This is a genomic window from Methylobacterium nodulans ORS 2060, assembly GCF_000022085.1.
Lineage (GTDB): Bacteria > Pseudomonadota > Alphaproteobacteria > Rhizobiales > Beijerinckiaceae > Methylobacterium > Methylobacterium nodulans.
This window is the reverse complement of sequence record NC_011894.1, coordinates 6,315,304-6,333,411: the sequence shown is the minus strand read 5'-3', so window position 1 is coordinate 6,333,411 and position 18,108 is coordinate 6,315,304. Positions and strand designations below refer to the sequence as shown.

The following is an 18,108-nucleotide window of genomic DNA, read 5'->3' as shown; positions in this document are numbered from 1 at the left end:
ACCCTTCCCCCAATCGGAGATTGCTGATGACCGCGCTCCCGAACGCGCGGGCGTTCTTCGACGCCCTGCGCCAGCCCGTCTTCGCGGGCTCGATGTCCCAGAGCCAGGTGGACGGAATCAACCGCCTCCTGGCCGCCTTCACCCTCTACGGGTCCGGCGATCGCCGGCACCTCGCCTACGGGCTGGCCACCAGCCGGTGGGAGACCGGCGGCCGGATGATGCCGGTCCGCGAGGGCTTCGCGAGAACCGACGCCGAGGCCCGCGCGCATGTCGCGAAGCTCTACGCGCAGGGCAAGATCAAGTCGAACTACGCCCTGCCGAACGCCAAGGGGCTGTCGTTCTACGGGCGCGGCGACGTGCAGCTGACCCACGAGCGCAATTACATCACCATGGGGACCCTGCTCGGCCTGCCGCTCGCCCAGAACCCCGACCTCGCCCTCGACCCCGCAGTGTCCGCCCGGATCCTCTGGGAGGGGCTGCTGCGCGGCCTCTCGAACCGGGGCGACTTCACCGGCCGGGCGCTGGAGGACTTCATCCACGACGGCGTGTGCGATTACGTCGGCGCCCGCCGGACCGTGAACGGGACCGACCGGGCCAGCGAGATCGCCACGATTGCGCACGACTTCGACGCCGCCCTGGCCATCGGCGGGCTGCCGGTCCGGTTCGCGACCGTCGCCCCGCCGAAGCCCGGTGTGCCGCCCCTCCCCGAAAGCGTCGCGATCGGCAGCCCCGTGGTGGAGGCGTCGCCGAAGCCCGCCACCGTCCAGACCGGCGGCCTGGGCGCATGGCTCAAGAGCCTGTTCAGCGGCAAGGCCGCCTGACCCAACCGCCGCAAAATCTGCGGTAGTTCCCCCCGAGCCGGCCGGGCCCGCCGCGCGCACGCCCCCTCTCGGAAACCGGAGAGGGGTGGAGACCTCCTCCCATGGATTGGCTTCAGCTCGCCGGGCAGCTCGCGCAGGTCGGGCTGCCCTCTCTCGGCACGCTGATCGGCACCACGCTCGGCGGGCCGATCGGTGGCGGCATCGGCGCGGCGGCCGGCAAGACGGCAGCCGCCGCCATCGGCGCCGCCCTCGGCGTGCCGGCCACCCCGCAGGCGATCAGCCAGGCGGTGCAGGCCGATCCCTCAGGCGCGCAGGTCAAGCTCGCCGAAATCGAGGCCGCCGCCAAGCTCCAGGTGGCCGAACTCGGCGACCTCGCCAATGCCCGCCAGATGCAGCTCGGGCTGGCGCAGGCCAGTCACTGGACCGCCGCGATGCCGGCGATCGTCACGCTGGCAATCCTCACCGCCTGGGCGCTGCTGACCAGCGCGCTCTACTTCATCCAGGGCGAGATCCCCGAGCGCGTCTACCAGCTCTTGAGCCAAGCCTACGGCGCGGCCAACCTCGCGCTGGGCACCGCCATCGCCTTTTGGCTCGGCTCCTCGCGCTCCAGCCAGCAGAAGGACGCGCAGATCAATGCCATCCTCCCGTCCGTGGTGGCGAGGCGCTGAGCCGGAGGCGCGGACGTGGAGGGCGCGCTGGCCAAGATCGCCGAGCAGGGCGTCGTAGGCGCCCTGCTGGTCATCATGCTGCTCGTCATCGGCTACTTGCAACGCAAACGCGACGCCGAGGCCGAGCAGCGGCTGAAGGAGGCGCGCGAAACATTGCTGACCACCGCCGAGACCAACCGGGTCTTGGCGGCCCTGAAGGACACGATGGCAGTCCTCCAGCAATCGCAGCAGTCCTTGATCACGACCGTCCAGACCATGGACCTCTGGGCGCGGTCGGCCCTCGACAAGCAGATCACACGGGACGAGCGGGTGGAGAAGACGATCGACGCGCACGCCGGGGCGCTGCGCGAGCTCGAAGACGTCGCGCGCGACAGCAACCGCCTCATCAATGAAATGCGGGGTCAGATCGACCGCCTCGCGGCGGGGCGCTGACCATGGAGGTGTTCCAGGCCATGTGGCGGATGCTGAGCGGACGGGCGGCGCAACGGGCGGCCGAGCAGGAGCAGGTGAGCCGGGCACTCGCGATGCAGCGGGCCGAGACCGCCGAGAAGGTCCGCTCGATCGAGGCGCAGGCGGCGCAGATGCAGGGCGCGGACCACGCGATGCTGGAGTTGCTGGGCCGCACGATCGAGAGAGCCAGCCGAGCCAAGAAAGGCACCCACTGAAATGCGGCGCGTCTTCGAGTACCGGATGCTGTGGACCCTGCTCGCCGTCGCGGCGGGCTACCTGCTGGTGGAGACGACCCCGATCATCCCGCGGGGCGACGGCTTAAGGGCGGTCTTCCTCGTGCTGTCCGGCTGGGCCGCCTTCGCGTACTGGCGGCCGGCGCGGGCCGCGATCCTCACGCGCGGCTGGCCGGACGGGCCGCACCTCTACGCGCTGATGATCTTCCTGTTCTGTGTCGGCATCAATCTCAACTGCGCGATGATGCTGTTCTGGCGGCTGTCCGGTCAGCCGGCTCATCTGGTCAATAATCCCTTCTTCGACCTCTGGGTGGTGTTCGGGGTTGTTGCGCTCGTGATCTCGATCACGGTGCCGGACCTGTTCGGGAAGGGGGTGCCGCCGCGCGACAAGGTGCAACTCGGCACGATGTGGATGGGGATGTTTGTGCTCGTCGTCTGGCTCGTGATGCAGCGGCCGGACCTCTCGCCGCTTGCAGAGCTCGTGAGGCCGATCACGGATAGCGGGTACGAGTACGCGCACGACCAATAGCGCCCACCCCCTCCCCTCTCCCGAGCCCGCCCGGCCCTGCGGCGGCGGGCTTCTCTCTTGAGTGGAACGTGTCATGCGGTTCGATCGCGAGCCTCTGCAGATGCTGAGCCGGCAGCCGCTTCGCACCACTTCCAGACCTTCAGCCGATGCCGCCGGAATGGCCGCTCGACACCCGACAGCGGCCATTCGAAGTCGTCGATTGCCCCTCTGGCACTCCCACTGATTCGCGTAAGAGCGGCGTATGGAACCAGATGCAACCCGCCTCTTCCGTGATCAACGGTTCTGGCCGCCCGTCAGCTCACACCGCTGAAGTTATACCGCCGAGCGTTTGTGCTGACGCATTCTCCTCGCCACCCGCATCTCCGCGCAGCTTGGTTCGTATGAACGGATCAGAGCAAAGGCGCGCTGGTATTACGCCTTGGCATGACCAAAATCCGACTTCTGCCGCTCGGGTCCGGTCCGTGCCCCCCGGCGCAGAGCCGCCTGCACACGGTCGATCAACTCGCTGCGGCGGTAAGGCTTGCCCAGCACATCCATCGCCTGCGGCTGCGGGGTGTCGATCGCCATCTCGTCGTTGTAGCCCGTTGTGAGCAGGATCGGCACGCCCGGGTCTCGGCTGCGAACCTGCTCGGCCAGCACGATGCCGTTCGTGCCTCCGGGCATGATCACGTCCGAGAACACCAGCCTGAACGCGTCGCCGGATGCAGCAGCCTCGTCGAACCGTCTCAGCGCCTCCTCGGCGCTGTGGGCGATCACCACCCGGTAGCCCACCTCCTGCAGCGCCTCGCCCGCCATGGCGGCCGCCTCGCGGCTGTCGTCTACGACCAGGATCAGCGGTGGGGCCGTCGAAGCATCGAGCGGGCGCGCCTGGTAGCCCGTAGCGTCACCACCCTGATCGGTGCGCTCCGCCTCCGGCTCGTAGCGTGGAAACAGCATGCGGATCGTCGTACCCCGTCCAACAGCGCTCTCGATCTCCAGCCGGCCGCCGGACTGCTGCACGAAGCCGTGGGCCATAGCGAGACCCAAACCCGTGCCCTCGCCGCGTGCCTTGGTGGTGAAGAACGGCTCGGTCGCCCGCGCTGCGATGTGCGACGCCATCCCGGTGCCCTCGTCCGTGATGCACAGCAGGACGTAGTGACCCGGCTTCAGGTGCCGCGCGGCGGCATTCCCATTCAGATGGATTTCCCGCGTCGTGATGGTGATCGCGCCGCCGACGGGCGAGGCGTCGCGGGCGTTCACCACGACATTCAGGAGCGCCATCTCCAAGTGGGTCGCGTCAACCTTCACTAGAGGCAGGCGGCGCTGCAGGTTGAGGTGCAGAGTCGCTTTGTCGCCCACTGAGGTTTCCAGCAACTCGGCAATCGAGTTCACCAGCTCGCTCAGGTCCGTGCCCTTCGGCTCCAAGCGGCCGCGTCTGGCGAAAGCCAGCAGCTGGTGGGTCAGCTTGGCGCCGCGCTCCGCGGCGGCGGTCGCGGCTGCCATGTACCGCTCGAAGGCACGGTCGTCGTGGCGCTTGGCCGCGAGCCGCTCCAGGCTGCCGGTGATCACGTGCAGCAGGTTGTTGAAGTCATGGGCCAGCCCGGCGGTGAGCTGCCCAATGGCCTCCATTTTCTGCGCCTGTCGGAACTGCTGCTCCGCCTCGCGCCGCTGCGTGACGTCGAGCTGGCTAGCGAAGAAGTAGATCACCTCGCCCGCGGGATCGTGCACGGGTCCCATGAACACGGCGTTCCAGAACGGCGTGCCGTCCCGCCGGTAGTTCAGGATCTCGATCGCGATGGGTTTGCGCTCGTGAACAGCTTCGCGCAGCTTCGCGACGTGTTCCGGATCGGTGCCGGAACCTTGAAGGAAGCGACAGTTGCGCCCCAGCACCTCGCTTTCCTCGTAGCCGGTGAGATCGAGGAAGGCGTTGTTGGCGAACACGATGGGGGTGTCGTCCTGGCGCGGGTCGGCCAGGATCATCGGCATGCGGGTCATCTCGACGGCGGCGAAGAAGATGTTGCCGCGCTCGTCGAGGCTTGGATCCGTGATGGTGCTCTGGCGCCAGTGATGCAGCCCCGGGCGGCCGAGCGGTTCCAGGCCACCCGTGTCCATCGTCCCGCGCGAGGGCTCACCCGTGCTTGTCGACTGTCCGCTGGTCCTCTCTGGCGACTGCTCGGTATCCATCATGGAAGCTATACAGTTTGAATTGCTGCGAGTTGCTGAATGCTGCGGCGGAGCATGGGAGCCGTGCTCCCTTATTGCCGCACATGGCCTATGGACCGCACTGGAGGCCTATTCCGTGCCGAGAGCAGATGATCGAAAAGAGAGTTTTCCAGGCCATTAAATCTGGAAGCAAATGGCTACGCCTCTGCAGAGAGGGCGCATGCTCATTACGTGCTGAGAGGTGAGGATTGTTCATTGATTGCATAGACTAAGATCTGCTCTCAATCATCTCTCGAATGCGGCCAGCAAGAGCCTCCATCACGAACGGCTTGGTCAACACCTGCATGCCGGGCTCCAGATACCCGTTGCCGATTGCCGCGTTCTCCGCGTAGCCGGTGATGAACAGCACTTTCAGACCAGGCCGAACCTCCCGGCCAGCATCTGCCACCTGCCGGCCGTTCATCCCACCCGGCAGGCCGACGTCGGTGACGAGGAGGTCGACCCGCACGTCCGACTGCAGAACCTTCAGCCCTGCAGGCCCATCCGCCGCCTCGATGGCGGTGTAGCCAAGATCCTCCAGCACCTCCGTCACCAGCATGCGCACGCTGGGCTCATCGTCCACGATCAGAACCGTCTCGCCCTGCTCGGCTCGCGGTGCGTCGCTCAGGCCAGCCAGGACATCCCCTTCCTCTGCCTCGCCATAGTGGCGCGGAAGGTAGAGGCACATCGTCGTGCCCTGACCGACCTCCGAGTAGATCCGCACCTGACCGCCCGACTGGCGCACGAAGCCGTAGATCATCGACAGGCCGAGCCCGGTGCCCTGACCGATCGGCTTCGTGGTGAAGAACGGGTCGAAGGCTTTGGCGATCACCTCCGGGGTCATGCCGGTGCCGGTGTCGGTCACGCACAGCGACAGGTACTGGCCCGGCGGCAGGTCGCGCTCGCGCGCGGCGCGATCATCCAGCCACTTGTTGGCGGTCTCGATGGTGATCCGCCCGCCCTCCGGCATCGCGTCACGGGCGTTGATGCACAGGTTGAGCAGCGCGTTCTCGAGCTGAGGTGGGTCGACGAGGGCGGGCCAGAGGCCCGCCGCACCAACGACCTCGATCTTGATGGCAGGCCCCACGGTGCGCCGGATCAGCTCCTCCATGCCGGAGATGAGGCCGTTCACGTCCGTCGGCTTCGGGTCGAGGGTCTGGCGGCGCGAGAAGGCGAGCAGCCGGTGGGTCAGGGCGGCGGCGCGCTTGGAGGCGCCTTGCGCGGCGTTGATGTAGCGGTCGAGGTCCGTCAGCCGCCCTTGCGCCATGCGCGTCTGGAGAAGCTCCAAGCTGCCCGAGATGCCGGTGAGCAGGTTGTTGAAGTCGTGCGCGAGCCCACCCGTGAGCTGGCCCACCGCCTCCATCTTCTGGGCCTGCCGCAGGGCCTCCTCAGTCCTCTGCAACTCGGCTGTGCGCTCCTCGACACGCTGCTCCAGCGTCGCAGCCGCCTGCTGTGCCGCTTGAAACAGACGAGCATTGTCAATGCCTATGGCAGCTTGCGCCGCGAGACCGCTCATCAACGCCTCGGAGCGCGCGCTGAATACGTCCGGCTCCGGATGACCGAAGAACAAGCCTCCGATCACCTCGCCTGAGCGGGACGTGACCGGGACCGCCAAGTAGCTGCGCACCGGCAGGTGGCCCCTGGGCATGCCGGAATGAGGAGCGTTTCGTCCGTAGCGCTCGTCCTTCAGAATGTCGGCTGAGCGGATCACGCCCTCGCCCAGGAAGGTCGGCGCGAACACCGCCGTCGCGCGCGGCATGCCGAACTTCTCGAATGCGCTGCGCTCCGCACCCGAGAGCGCGTAGAGCATGTACTTGCCCCCGGCTTCATCGAGCACGTTGTAGAAGAAGGCGCCGAACTGTGCCCCGGTCAGCTCGACCCCGGCATCCACAACCGTTTGGACGAGCCGGTCGAGTTCCAGCTCAGCCGCGATCCGGGTGCCGGTTCGGTTGAGCACCTCGAGCGCGTGACGCTCGCTCGCGAGCCGCTCGGTGCTCTCGCGCAAGGCCGCCTCGCGCGCTTTCTCGGCCGAGATGTCGCGCACCTCGATGATGGTGCCGATGGTCCGAGATGCCTCGTCGCGGACGGGGCTTGCGTTGAAGGCGACCGGGTAGAAGTGCCCGTCCTTGTGGACGAAGACCTCCTCGCCCTGCGTCTGGGCGTTCTCCGGGAAGGCGCGGTCGATGGCGCACTCGTGCAGCGGGAAGGGGCTGCCGTCGGGCCGGGTGTGGTGGATCACGTCGTGCAGGGGACGTCCCTGCGTCTCGGCCAACGTGTAGCCCGTCAGCTGCTCCGCTGCCGCGTTCATGTAGGCGCAGTGCTGCCGGTCATCCATGAGGAAGACGGCCACCGTCGCGTTGTCCAGCACCGCGTTCAGCCGGCGGGTTGTCTCGGCCAATGCGGCTTCGGCCTGCTTTCGCTCGGCAATGTCGGTGATGGTCAGAACCGTGCTGGCAATCCGGCCGTCCACGCGCACAGGCGCGTTCGTGCAGAGCACGTGGCGGGGTGTGCCATCGCGGTGGAAGAACACCTCCTCGTGGCCCCGCAAAACCTCGCCCGTGCGGAGCGCAGCCGATAGTAGGCAGTCGTCGGCTGGGTAGGGGCGACCGTCCGGGTAGTGGTGGTGCAGCGCCTCGTGCAGATTGCGCCCGAGGAGCTCCTCGACCGACCAGCCGAACATCGCCTCAGCGGCAGGATTCACGAAGGTGATGTTGCCGTCCGCGTTCAGCTGGAACACGGCCTCGCTGACGTGGTCCGTGATCGTCTGCAGAGTGCTGGCCTGCGCGCGCAGGCGCTCCTCCTGCTCGTGCTGGACGGTGCGGTCGCGCAGGATCTTGACGAAGCCCTCGACCTCTCCGGCCTCAGTCCTGAGCGGCATCAGCTCGCCCACACCCCAGAAGCGGCTGCCGTCCTTGCGCCGGTGCCAGCGCTCGTCCATGGCTCGGCCGCACGCCAGCGCGGTGCGCATCTCCTGCTCGGGCCTGCCTTCCGCTTGCTCCTCTGGCGTGAAGATCATGCGGGCCAACTGGCCGAGGATCTCGCTCCTGCTCCAGCCCAGGATGTGGGTTGCGCCCTGGTTCCAGTCCGTGACACGCCCGTCCTGGTCCATGGCGAAGATGGCGAAATCGACCGCGCTCTCAATGATAGCTCGGTAGTAGTCCTGCCTCGCACCTGATGACCCACTCATCGGGAGCTGCTCGTGGTGCCTCGCGTTCCGGTCCTCAAGCATGCCGGGACGTCCGCTCGGCAAGGCGGGCGCGCTTGCGGCTCTCAGCAGTCTCCCACCGTTCGAGCAAGCGCAGAGCCGCTCGCATGACCTCGCTTGCGTTCTGGTAGCGCCCCGAGGCGATCTGAGTGGAGATGAAGTGGTCCAGCTCGGGCGTGATGGAGACGTTCTTGGCGATCCGGATTGGCATGCTGGGCGGATGGCACGGGTGGACAGAGCTGTCAAAACTTGTGCTACAGCTAAGCTTTAGCTGCTCAACCGTTCAGGTAGACGAGAAGGAACGGGATGCCGGAGGTGAAGCCGAGCCCGAGAGCTGGCGCGATCCGTCGGTCGGTGAACAGGGCCGACCAGAACGGCGTCTTCTCCGATCGCGTGACAGCCGGCGCGTTCATGCTCGATCCGCTTTGCTGCGACCTTCAAACTGGGTCAGGTCAGAACGTCTGGCCATGAACCGGCGGCCTTACCCACCCGTTCCGGAAGCATGATTGATGAAATTTGAAATCCGCTTGTCCCGCCACACGACGCGGGCCCACGAGCTGCCGACGGTGGCGACGTGACATTGCGGCATGGCTTAGAGCCTGCTGATAAGGAGGCCCAGGCCAAAGCCCACGAGCCCGGCGACGACCAGGGAGGCATGGGGCCACTCGACGGATTTCTGGTGGCTTTCCCACGCGTAGTGGCGGCCCCGGTCGTAAGCCTCCGCGGCATGGTCCGAAACCTCGTCGACCGCGTGCCGAACGGCATCCTTGGCTTGGCCGTAGAGGTTCTCGGCGGTGCCCTGCGCCTCGCGGAGCCGGCCCTCGACCGAGTCGCGGTTCGAGCCAGCGAGGTCGCCGACCGCGCCCTGCACCTTGCCGCCGAGCTCGCGCGGGGCGCCCGTGATCCTGTCCCTGTCGACCATCGCGCTACCCTTACATTCTGTCTCGGGTTCGGCGTCGCCTGCAGCCTCGACGGCCGAATGCCCACCCTCTCTCGCGATTGGGGCAACGGCGGCGTCCTCGACGCGTTCCAAGATCCGCCGAGGGCGCTGGCCGTTCGCTCGACCTTGTCCAATCAGGCGGCATGGCAGAGAGCGTAGGCCCAGGGCGCATGTAGGCGGAAGCGGGGTTTCGTTCGGGGGCGTCGGCAACGTGATGTTGCAAAAGCCTGCTCGCGCCAGAGTGCGCCCGCATACCAGCCCATCCGGACCTTCGTCACCAGCAGCTCGAACGTCCGCTTGGAGTCAGCTGTTCGCGTCTGGCTAGTTCAGCAGTGCGCCACTGCCGGACCTTCGATAATGGCCACCGGAATGGCTGCTTGTCACTCGATAGCGGACGTCTTAGCAGCCCGCAGCTCACAAACGAGACCTTCCAGTGTGATCCGCCACTCGGAAGGGGCTTGTCCGTCAGGGAGGCTCTAGTCGCGCGTGAGCAATGCGGGTGACCATGGAGCGGCATACCGTCTTGGACTTCAGGACAGTGACTCAAGTGTGCCTTCATCCTACGGATGGGTGCCGATGCGCTTGGATCGCGCCTGCTCTGCGACGCCAGGTCCGATGTTGGGGCCTACGCGCCGACGTCGCACCCGCCATTCTGCGAAGCGCTGCAGCACAACGTAGAAGGAGGGTACGAACAATACCGCGAGGCAGGTGGAGGCCAGCATGCCGCTGAGCACCGCAATGCCGATTGACTTTCGGGCTGCCGCACCGGCCCCGGTCGCGGTGACGAGCGGGACTATCCCAAGGATGAAGGCGAACGACGTCATCAGGATCGGGCGAAGACGCAGCCGCGCAGCTTCGACCGCGGCCGTGTCGATCTCCATACCCGCCGCTCGCATGTCGCGGGCGTATTCGACGATCAGGATCGCATTCTTGCTCGCCAGTGCGATGAGCAGGACCAGTCCGATCTGCGTGTAGAGGTTGTTCGCAACTCCGAGCGCCGTGAGCGCTCCGACCGTGCCGAGTAGTGCAAGCGGCACCGCGAGCAGCACCGATACCGGCAGAATCCAACTCTCATACTGGCCCGCGAGCACGAAGTAGACCAGCACCAGAGCAAGAGCGAACTCGAGGTAGATCTGACCGCCGACAGCCTTCTCCTGGTAGGACATCGCCGTCCGATCTCGACCGGGATGTTGGAGAGGTCGTTCAGCGTCCGGCCCTGCTTGGCGAGCGATCGCATGACGAGAAGCACCTGCTCCTCGCTGCCGTTGAAGTAGACGTAGATCGGATCCACACGCACGATCTGCGCGAGCTTTGTCGGGCCGCCAACGCCGACGAGTGCACCGACATCCACCTGGTGATTGGTGACGATGCCGTCGAACGGCGCCAGCACCTGCGTGTAGCTGAGATTGATGTTGGCCAAGTCGAGGCTGGCCTGCACTTCGACCACTGCAGCGTTCGCCTGATCGAGCGCCGTCTTCTTCTGCTCGACGAACGCCTGCGAGGCGAACTCGTCCCGTCCGAGCGTCGCCTGACGTTGGTACTCGGACTGGGCGTTGATCTGGCCCGCCTGCTGTGCGGCCAGATTGCCCTGCGCCTGTCTGAGTTGCGCCTCGTAGGTGTTGCGCTGGATGGTGAAGAGAGGCGTGCCCTTCGCCACCCTCGCACCATCCTGGTAGCTGATGGCTTCCAGAAAGCCTTGCACCCGTGCCTCAAGGTCGACTGCAGCAAAGGGCGCAGTATTTCCTGTGAGCTCGAAGTAGCGCGTGGTCGGCCGCGAAATGGGTTGGGATACCGACCGGCTGGCGGTGGCGGCGGGATGTATTGATTAACCCGCTTGCACCCGTCGACAAACCTAGCAGCTTGTACCGCCAACAGTAGCTTGAGGCTCCGGCAAGACGTAGAAATCCGAAAAGATGTACACAGGATATTACATCGTGTCACGGAGCGATGCGTCAGAGCTTCTCTGCACACCGTAATGATCTTTTTGCGGAGCACATGCGCGGCGTCATCCCAGACGCTGTCCCGTACTGTCGTCGAACGCATGCCGTACCCCTGGCTGCTTCGCTGGTCTATTCCGGCGCATGCTGACGTGCTCGTCCACTATCCAACAAGGCGCCCGCCAAGCTTGGCTATTCGTGTTCGACACCCTTGAATGCGTTGTTCGTCGATGCGTCCGGCGCTGTCAGGACAGCATTGCCTTGGAGGCGCTGTGGAGTGGTTGTCGCAACGATGCGGGGATGCCACCCTCGGGAGGCTGAAATCGATGTTTGCACCAGGCGGCACGCTGGTGATCGAGGACATCGATCTAGACGGGCACGTCAATCAATCGCCTTCGGACGCGCTGAGCTCGTTCGTCGGCCTCTCACGTGAAGCTGTCCGCCTTCGGGGCGACAAGAGCAATATTGGCTGCCGTCTGATCCGCATGTTGGAGGCTTCGCTTGAGGCCGGTTGCCGCGTCGCTCACCGAACCGGCGCAGTGCGACCACCTCTCGGAATCGGCGAGGATACAGAGCCGTTCAGCCGCGGCGCTCCGGTGAGGACAGGAAGTCTCCCGCCGTGGCCGCCACAAGAGGACCGTCGTCGCGCGCTGGGGCACGCACCCGCTCCGCATCGAGGTGGCCGAGGCAGGTGCCGGTCTCGTCGAGCACACGCGGAACCGGTCCGCCAGCGAGCAGCCCGCGCAGAACCTCAGCGTAGGGCGCTGCGGCCGAGATCGCGGTGGGATCGGCGTCCGCAGCTGCGCGGCCCTCGCGGATGCGGCAGGCGTAGAGCGAACGCGGCTCCAGGTAGCGGGCGACCAGCATCGCGCCGGCTACCGCCACCAGCACGGGCACCATCAGGCTGTCGAGGCGCCGAGTCAGTTCCAGCATCAGCACCACGGAGGAGAGCGGCCCATGGGTCGCGGCCGCGAGCAGCGCGGTAGCCGCGATAAGCGCGCAGGCACCCGCCTCCGCGCCGGGCCACACGAGGTTCCAGCCGACGCCGAGGAGACCGCCAAACACCGCACCGAAGGCGACCGTCGGCGTGAACAACCCGCCTGGCGCACCGCAGCCGAGGCAGGCAGCCGTGGCCAGCGGCTTGGCGACGACGAGGAGGGCGAGGAGCGGCCAGTCGATCCCGCCGGTGAAGGCGCCTTCTGCAACGTCCTTGCCGTTACCGAGGATCTGCGGAAGAAGCACCGCCACGCCGCCGAGCAGGGCGAGGACGATGATGGGCGCGAGCACCGCGGAGGCGCCGGATGGGCGGTGCGCGTCGGCGAAGGCGATCAGCCGCACGTAGGCCGCGGCAGCCAATCCCGCGAGGGGGCCGGCCAGCACCGCGAAGCCGAACAGCGACGCCGTTACGGCGTCATTCGGCACCGTGTAGATCGCGCGGTCAGGCAGGAGCAGCCACGCCGCGGCGGTGGCTGACCCGCTTGCCAGGACGGCGGGGCCGACAAGGGGCAGCACAAGGCTCCCCAGCAGGACCTCCAGCGCGAACAAGGCGCCGCCCAGAGGCACCTCGTAGACCGAGGCGATGCCCGCACCAGCCCCGAGAGCGGCCAGGATCCGGGTGTGGCTCGGCGACAGCCTGAGGCGGCGCGCGAACAGGCTGCCGAAGGCGGCACCGGCCTGCTTGGGTGCCGCCTCGCGTCCGAGGGAGGCGCCCAGCCCAACGGCGGTGATCGACAGAACCCCTTGGGCGAGGGTGCCTATGAATGGCAGGCGGCCGCCGCCGAACCAGATGACGGCCGAGAGTTCGCCTGCGTGGCCCCCGCCGATCCGGCCTCCTCGGCGCATGGCGAGGCCGCCGAGAGCCACCAGGATCCCGGCTCCCGCCAAGACTGCCAAGCGGTGCTGCGACGAGCTCGTCTCGACGGCCGCTGCGAACCCAGCCGCCCCCTCGCCCCAGGCGAGGCTTTGTACGAGGCGCAGCAGCTGCATCAGCAACCCGGCCGCGAGGCCGGCGGCCATGCCCGTGGCGATTGCGAGGCACCAGAACCACAAGCCGACATCACCGCCGTAGTCGAGGTTGGGCTGTGGTGATCGCATCGTCCTGGGCGCCGGCTGTGATTGGCGTCCAGTCTCGCCCCGAGCCGGCGGATTATCCAGCCCTCCGGCGGCCCTGCTCCGTCGCACTCGTGTCGCTCTCCCGTTCACTTCTCCGCCGGCAGCCAGGACGTGATCAGGACGCACACAGGCTCAAGGAGCGAAAGCTGCTCCGTCGCGGCGATGATACCGCCGACGATCTCTACAAGCCGGTTGTTGGCCAGCAGGCTCCGAACGTTCTCTGGACATGCCATGCCGATCCTTCGGGTGTGACGGCGGGATGCCGATGCGAACGTTGAGAAGCGCTTTCAGGAAATCAAACGTCCGGAACTCGCCTGTCACCGGACAGTCTCGACACGTGCCCGGAATGTCCGGAAAGGGTCAGCCCCGGTCATTGTAGGCGAAAGCGTAGAGGACCGCGTACCATCCCTAGCGGCCCCTTCATAGCCAAGCTGATAGGGTTTTGACGCTCTTGCGCCCGGCACCCGGAGCCAGCAAGCCCGCCCGGCCCTGCCGCGCGGGCTTTTTGCGCTCTCACCCCTCGCCGGCCGCCCGCGCGGATCGTCTGCGGTAGGTCTTCGGCGGCGGCGCCGCGGCGTGCACCTGCCCGAGCGTCTCCAGCCATGCGGCCAGTCCGGGTGGGATCGGCACCTCGCCGGTCGCCCACCGCCGCACCAGACGGTCGTCGCATTCCAGGGCCTCGGCCAGCCCGCGCTGGGACCAGCGCAGGAGGCTCAGGCATTCGCGGAAGCGATCGGGGGTCATGAGCCGAGGAGCTTCACGAAGGCTGCGCCGGCCCCGAATAGGGCCGCGCCGGCGGCCATGCTGGACATCACGATCTGCCAGGGGGCGAGCGCCCGGTCGCGCTCCAGCTTGGAGGCCTCCGCGATCAGCTTGCGCTGCTCGGCCGCGAACTTCTGCATCTCCTCCTGGGAGCGCAGGATGCGGGCGACCTGCTCGGCCATGTCGAGGGAGGGCGGAGCGGACGGGTTCGCCATTGGGGTCTGTCCCTCAATCCGGCCGGGAATGATCCCTCGGCCACACCCCGAAATTGCGGGCGATCCGGCCCAAGATCAAGCCTTGCCCCCCGTCAGCCCGCCCGGCTCCCCGCCGCGGCGGGCTTTTTCGTTCCGGCGCCCGCCCCGGCACCGATCCCAGCTGTCACCCGGTCCTGATCCCGGCGCCGATCCCGCCAGTTTCACGGCCCCGATCCCGGCAGCCGCCCCGGCATCGGCGCAGGGCGATGTCTCAGCATCCAACAAAAACTGGTCAGAGATCTGTCAGATACTGTTGATCTGAGGCTCGGATGGCCGTACATATTTCTTGGGTAGCCCCGATGCCCCTGGGAGCAAGCCATGATCCAGTCCGTTGCAACCCTCTCCGATGCCGCCCTCGCCGCCCTCTACGACGAGGTGACCGGTCGCACCTCGGCGGATTTCCAGAGCCGGGCGCATGGCCAGCGCCGCGTCGTCGCCGCCCTCAAGCACCGCGGCCTGACGGTCGAGATCCGCGACGGCGCCGTCATGGCCGTTCGCCCTGCGTGACGCCGCGGTCGGGGCCCTGCGGGGCCTCGGGCGAGGCGTCAGCCTCCCGCCGTCCAGGGCGGAATTTTCGGACACCCGCGAGGAGTACAGCCCATGTTTCACGACATCCGCACGGTTCAGACCGCCCGCATCACCCGCTTCGGCTCGGGCGCGGTCGTCGTCCGCAACAACGGCGGCCTCGATGAGGCCGCCCTGCGCAGCGCGGCGCCGACCGTCTTCGCGGAAGACAAGCACAGCTCGCGCTCGGACAAGTACACCTACATCCCGACCGTCGAGGTGCTGCGCGGCCTCGGCCGCGAGGGCTTCCTGCCGGTCGAGGTCCGGGTCGGCGGGACCCGAGACGAGGAGAAGCGGGGGTACACGAAGCACCTCCTGCGCCTGCGCCGGATGGGCGATGCGCCGACCCGGGTCGGCGACTCCTCCCGCGAGCTGGTGCTGCTCAACAGCCACGACGGCACCTCGTCGTACCAGCTGATGAGCGGGCTGTTCCGGCTGATCTGCTCGAACGGCCTCGTGTGCGCCGACGGCGACGCCCAGATCCTCAAGATCCCGCACAAGGGCGACATCGTTCAGCAGGTGATCGATGGGGCCTACCGGATCGTGGACGCCTCCGAGGAGGTCGATCGGATCGCCGCGGAGATGAAGCAGATCGAGCTTCGCCCGGCCGAGCAAGACGCTTTTGCCGAGGCGGCCGCGGAGCTGCGGTGGAACGGGGAGGGCCAAAGGGTCCCGGTCGAGCCCCGCCAGATCCACGCGCCGCGCCGCCGGGAGGACGTCGGCAACTCGCTTTGGTTGGCGTTCAATCGGACCCAGGAGGGCCTGATCCGCGGCGGGATCGACTACCAGCAGCGCAACCCGGAGACGGGCCGGCTGATCGCCCGCCGGCAGACCCGGCCGGTCCAGGGCGTGGACGGCAATACGGCGCTTAACAGAGCCCTGTGGGTCCTGGCGAACAGGATGGCCGAGTTGAAGGCGGCCTGATCAACCGAGGGGGGCTCCGGCCCCCCTCTCCCTTTCTGTCCGACGGCGTGGCGGGGCGGGCCAGACCTCCACCACGGCAAGGAGCCATCATGTCCGACACCAAGAGCATCACCGGCGCGATCACCGCGAGCGAGGCGCGCATCGTCACGCTGAGCCGCCGCGAGGTCCGCGCGCTGGGCGACGACATCCCCCTCGATTACGTCGAGCTGACGGACGCCCTGGACCGCGCCCAGGGCGACGCGGACGAGCCCGGCAAGACCGCCTACGTCGTGATCCGCATCCGCGGCGAGGAGCTGTAGGGCTGACGCTTTGGTCCGCGGCCGGGCCCGGCCGCGGAGCGCCCGCTCCCCACCGGCCAGCGACAGCACCACGAGGCGAAGTCGATAGCGGATACACGCCTATCCGAGGAGCTTGGTCGGACGGCCGGCCATGGCAGCTGCTACCGCGATCTGCGCGCTTGCGCGTGTGGAGACGCCCACCGCGAGCACCGCAGGAAGCTCCACAAGCGCGAGATGGAGCGGATACGACAACGGGAACTCAACTGACCGGTGAGAGAGGCGGTTCGGGCCCGGCGGTTCCAGCACCGGGCCCCCGCCGAAGCGGCCCTGAGACACCCACGAGGAGCAGATGCCCAAGAGCCCAGAGCCATACACCACCGAAGGCGAACGCGCGAGGGCATGGCGGGAAGCGTGCGGCTTCTCGCGCCGGGAGCTTGCCGCGCAAACGGGCTACGCCGAGTCCTCCATCGCCGCGATCGAGCGCGGGCAGTGGAAGCCGGGCCAGCCAGTCGATGAAGCGACCATGCAGACCTACCGGCTCGCTTGCGCGGCGGTGGCGCTCGGTGTCACGTTCGACTGGCTGACGGTCCGGCTGCGCCCGATGGCGGCGGACATCGTTGTCGGGCCGGAGGCTTACCTACCGCCCCGGAAGGGCTGATCTCCAGTGTGACTGATTGCGTCGGCGCAGTGCCGGCAAACTGATGAACAGCGGCCGGTGCGCTGACGGGTGTCGGCCAGCAAGGTCCGCACTATCCGCGTTCCTGAGGCGAGCGCGCTCGCGCTGGTGGGCGCCCGGGAACAGGGCGTGGTGTTCTGCTTCCGCCTCGCTCCCGGGGTCAGGTCCGTGCTGGCGGACCGCGTCCAGATCCAGCAGGTCCTGGTCAACCTGCTGCGCAACGCCCGCGAGGCGATGCAGCACGCCCCGCGCCGCGAGCTGGGGGGTGATGGCGCGGACGGTCTCGGCGGACATGGTCGCGATCGCCGGGTCGGATACCGGACCGGGGATCGCCGAGAAGTTGCCTTTGCCGATTGGGCGAGCGCTGTCGGCCAAGCGGTTAGGGCAGGGATGAACACCTCCGGGGCAGTCAACCAAGATCCGGGCACAGGACCAGCTTGCCCTCGAGACTGCCCGCTTCGAGACGGCGATGCGCCTGGGTGACCCCGTCAAAGGAGATCCGCTCGGCCACGCGCGGCCGGATGGTGCCGGCCGCTAGCAGCCCGAAAAGCCGCTCCAGGTCCTCTCGGAACCAAGCGGGATGTCGCGCTCGCATTAGATTGATCGAGTACAGGTGGATGCGCTTTCCACCAGGCAGCCACCCCAGCAACAACCTCCAGAGATACAGACGCGACATCCAGAGCGACATGGTGAACAAGCGGCGCTGCGGCTGCACCATTGCTGTGTAGCCGTAGGCGCAGACCAGACCGCCGCGCCGGAGCGCCGCGAACGAGCGGCGATAGCCGTCCTCGCCGATCCCGTCGAACACGACATCAAACCCGCCCGGCAGGACGCGCGTGAAGTCCTCGCGTTGGTAGTCGATCGGCCGGGCGCCGAGTTCACGGACGAGCCCGGTGTGCTCGCCGCGTGCGGTGCCCCACAGCTGAAGTCCGGCCATCCTGCCGAGCGTCAGCAGTGCCTGACCAACAGCACCGGCAGCTCCCTGCACGAGCACGCGCTGGCCTCGCTGCACCCGGGCCGTGCGGTGAAGGAGTTGGTAAGCGGTCGTCCAGCTCAAGGTCAGGGCGGCCGCTTCTGCCGCGTCGACCCCCGGCGGCACACGGGTGAGGTCGTCGGCCCGGAGCGTGCGATAAGCGGCGTTCGAGCCGACGACCGTCATATCGGCCACGCGATCGCCAAGCTGGAATCCCCTCACGCCATCACCGAGCTGATCGATTTCTCCGACCACGTCGTAGCCCAGCACGAACGGCGGCCGGAGGTGCATCGTTTGCGGGTAGAGATGACGCCGGATCGTGACGTCGGTGTATTCCAAGCCCGAGGCGAGCACGCGCACCCGCACCTCGCTCGGGCCGGCCGTCGGCATGGGAGCATCGACCACTTCCATCTCGTCGGGACCGCCGAAGCGCCTGACGCGAACGACCCGATTGCGCGGATCCATCATCGGCTTCTCCTTGCAACCTCATGACCCGGCGCAAGGACGTGCATAGCTTCCGCGGCTACTTTGCCGACGGTCCCACCGCCTTGTCGGATGGCGGGGTTTCTAATATGGCGTCCTAACTTCCGTGCCTGCAGTC

General features: G+C 67.4%; 18 protein-coding genes and 3 pseudogenes. 10 read left to right on the top strand and 11 right to left on the bottom strand.

The features are described from left to right. The first annotated feature begins 26 nt into the window (after positions 1–26). The 5 genes from MNOD_RS29395 to MNOD_RS29375 all read left to right on the top strand — a co-directional run bounded on the left by MNOD_RS29395 (position 27) and on the right by MNOD_RS29375 (position 2,701). Positions 27–821 carry a glycoside hydrolase family 19 protein gene (locus tag MNOD_RS29395; protein WP_015932608.1) on the top strand — a complete coding sequence of 265 codons (795 nt, stop codon included), beginning with the start codon at positions 27–29 and terminating at the stop codon, positions 819–821. 101 nt (positions 822–922) lie between these two features. Continuing rightward, positions 923–1,489 (top strand): hypothetical protein, encoded by a 567-nt coding sequence (locus MNOD_RS29390; RefSeq protein ID WP_015932607.1) that lies wholly within the window; start codon positions 923–925, stop codon positions 1,487–1,489. A 15-nt stretch (positions 1,490–1,504) separates the two neighbouring features. Beyond that, positions 1,505–1,921 (top strand): hypothetical protein, encoded by a 417-nt coding sequence (locus MNOD_RS29385; protein WP_015932606.1) that lies wholly within the window; start codon positions 1,505–1,507, stop codon positions 1,919–1,921. A 2-nt stretch (positions 1,922–1,923) separates the two neighbouring features. Next, positions 1,924–2,154, top strand: coding sequence for a hypothetical protein (locus tag MNOD_RS29380; protein ID WP_015932605.1), 231 nt, complete (start codon positions 1,924–1,926; stop codon positions 2,152–2,154). A gap of 1 nt (position 2,155) precedes the next feature. After that, a complete protein-coding gene (locus MNOD_RS29375; protein ID WP_015932604.1) occupies positions 2,156–2,701 on the top strand; it encodes a hypothetical protein in 546 nt (181 codons plus the stop codon). Positions 2,702–3,112: 411 nt separating this feature from the next. On the opposite strand, the gene MNOD_RS29370 is transcribed toward MNOD_RS29375, so the two are convergent. The 10 genes and pseudogenes from MNOD_RS29370 to MNOD_RS29335 all read right to left on the bottom strand — a co-directional run bounded on the left by MNOD_RS29370 (position 3,113) and on the right by MNOD_RS29335 (position 14,053). Next, positions 3,113–4,660, bottom strand: a complete 1,548-nt coding sequence (locus tag MNOD_RS29370) for a PAS domain-containing protein (RefSeq protein ID WP_198157554.1) — start codon at positions 4,658–4,660, stop codon at positions 3,113–3,115. 451 nt (positions 4,661–5,111) lie between these two features. Beyond that, positions 5,112–8,069, bottom strand: a complete 2,958-nt coding sequence (locus MNOD_RS29365; RefSeq protein WP_244424587.1) for a PAS domain-containing hybrid sensor histidine kinase/response regulator — start codon at positions 8,067–8,069, stop codon at positions 5,112–5,114. A gap of 34 nt (positions 8,070–8,103) precedes the next feature. After that, the gene (locus MNOD_RS29360; RefSeq protein ID WP_015932601.1) at positions 8,104–8,298 is read right to left on the bottom strand and encodes a type II toxin-antitoxin system ParD family antitoxin; all 195 of its coding nucleotides are present in this window, start codon (positions 8,296–8,298) and stop codon (positions 8,104–8,106) included. 64 nt (positions 8,299–8,362) lie between these two features. Then, the gene (locus MNOD_RS47235) at positions 8,363–8,500 is read right to left on the bottom strand and encodes a hypothetical protein (protein WP_015932600.1); all 138 of its coding nucleotides are present in this window, start codon (positions 8,498–8,500) and stop codon (positions 8,363–8,365) included. Positions 8,501–8,679: 179 nt separating this feature from the next. Further along, positions 8,680–9,009 carry a CsbD family protein gene (locus tag MNOD_RS29355; RefSeq protein ID WP_015932599.1) on the bottom strand — a complete coding sequence of 110 codons (330 nt, stop codon included), beginning with the start codon at positions 9,007–9,009 and terminating at the stop codon, positions 8,680–8,682. 578 nt (positions 9,010–9,587) lie between these two features. Beyond that, positions 9,588–10,211: pseudogene (locus MNOD_RS49440) on the bottom strand (efflux RND transporter permease subunit); the annotation flags it as partial. Positions 10,212–10,315: 104 nt separating this feature from the next. Next, a pseudogene (locus tag MNOD_RS49435) lies at positions 10,316–10,807 on the bottom strand (efflux RND transporter periplasmic adaptor subunit); the annotation flags it as partial. 736 nt (positions 10,808–11,543) lie between these two features. Further along, positions 11,544–13,058, bottom strand: coding sequence for a chloride channel protein (locus tag MNOD_RS29345; protein WP_015932597.1), 1,515 nt, complete (start codon positions 13,056–13,058; stop codon positions 11,544–11,546). A gap of 531 nt (positions 13,059–13,589) precedes the next feature. Next, positions 13,590–13,820, bottom strand: coding sequence for a helix-turn-helix domain-containing protein (locus tag MNOD_RS29340; RefSeq protein ID WP_015932595.1), 231 nt, complete (start codon positions 13,818–13,820; stop codon positions 13,590–13,592). Further along, complete coding sequence (locus tag MNOD_RS29335) at positions 13,817–14,053, bottom strand: hypothetical protein (protein WP_015932594.1); 237 nt, start codon at positions 14,051–14,053, stop codon at positions 13,817–13,819. The genes MNOD_RS29340 and MNOD_RS29335 overlap by 4 nt, the downstream gene beginning before the upstream one ends. Before the next feature lie 357 nt (positions 14,054–14,410). On the opposite strand from MNOD_RS29335, the gene MNOD_RS29330 reads away from it, so the two are divergent. From MNOD_RS29330 to MNOD_RS49430, 5 genes and pseudogenes are all read left to right on the top strand, one after another. Continuing rightward, complete coding sequence (locus MNOD_RS29330) at positions 14,411–14,599, top strand: hypothetical protein (RefSeq protein ID WP_015932593.1); 189 nt, start codon at positions 14,411–14,413, stop codon at positions 14,597–14,599. 93 nt (positions 14,600–14,692) lie between these two features. Continuing rightward, the gene (locus tag MNOD_RS29325) at positions 14,693–15,580 is read left to right on the top strand and encodes a DUF932 domain-containing protein (protein ID WP_015932592.1); all 888 of its coding nucleotides are present in this window, start codon (positions 14,693–14,695) and stop codon (positions 15,578–15,580) included. A gap of 89 nt (positions 15,581–15,669) precedes the next feature. Next, positions 15,670–15,879 carry a hypothetical protein gene (locus MNOD_RS29320; RefSeq protein ID WP_015932591.1) on the top strand — a complete coding sequence of 70 codons (210 nt, stop codon included), beginning with the start codon at positions 15,670–15,672 and terminating at the stop codon, positions 15,877–15,879. Positions 15,880–16,207: 328 nt separating this feature from the next. After that, on the top strand, positions 16,208–16,516 hold the full coding sequence (locus tag MNOD_RS29315; RefSeq protein WP_015932590.1) for a helix-turn-helix domain-containing protein: 309 nt from the start codon (positions 16,208–16,210) through the stop codon (positions 16,514–16,516). 99 nt (positions 16,517–16,615) lie between these two features. Beyond that, a pseudogene (locus tag MNOD_RS49430) lies at positions 16,616–16,877 on the top strand (PAS domain-containing sensor histidine kinase); the annotation flags it as partial. A gap of 66 nt (positions 16,878–16,943) precedes the next feature. On the opposite strand, the gene MNOD_RS29305 reads toward MNOD_RS49430, so the two are convergent. Further along, complete coding sequence (locus MNOD_RS29305) at positions 16,944–17,975, bottom strand: medium chain dehydrogenase/reductase family protein (RefSeq protein ID WP_015932589.1); 1,032 nt, start codon at positions 17,973–17,975, stop codon at positions 16,944–16,946. Between the last annotated feature and the right edge of the window lie 133 nt (positions 17,976–18,108).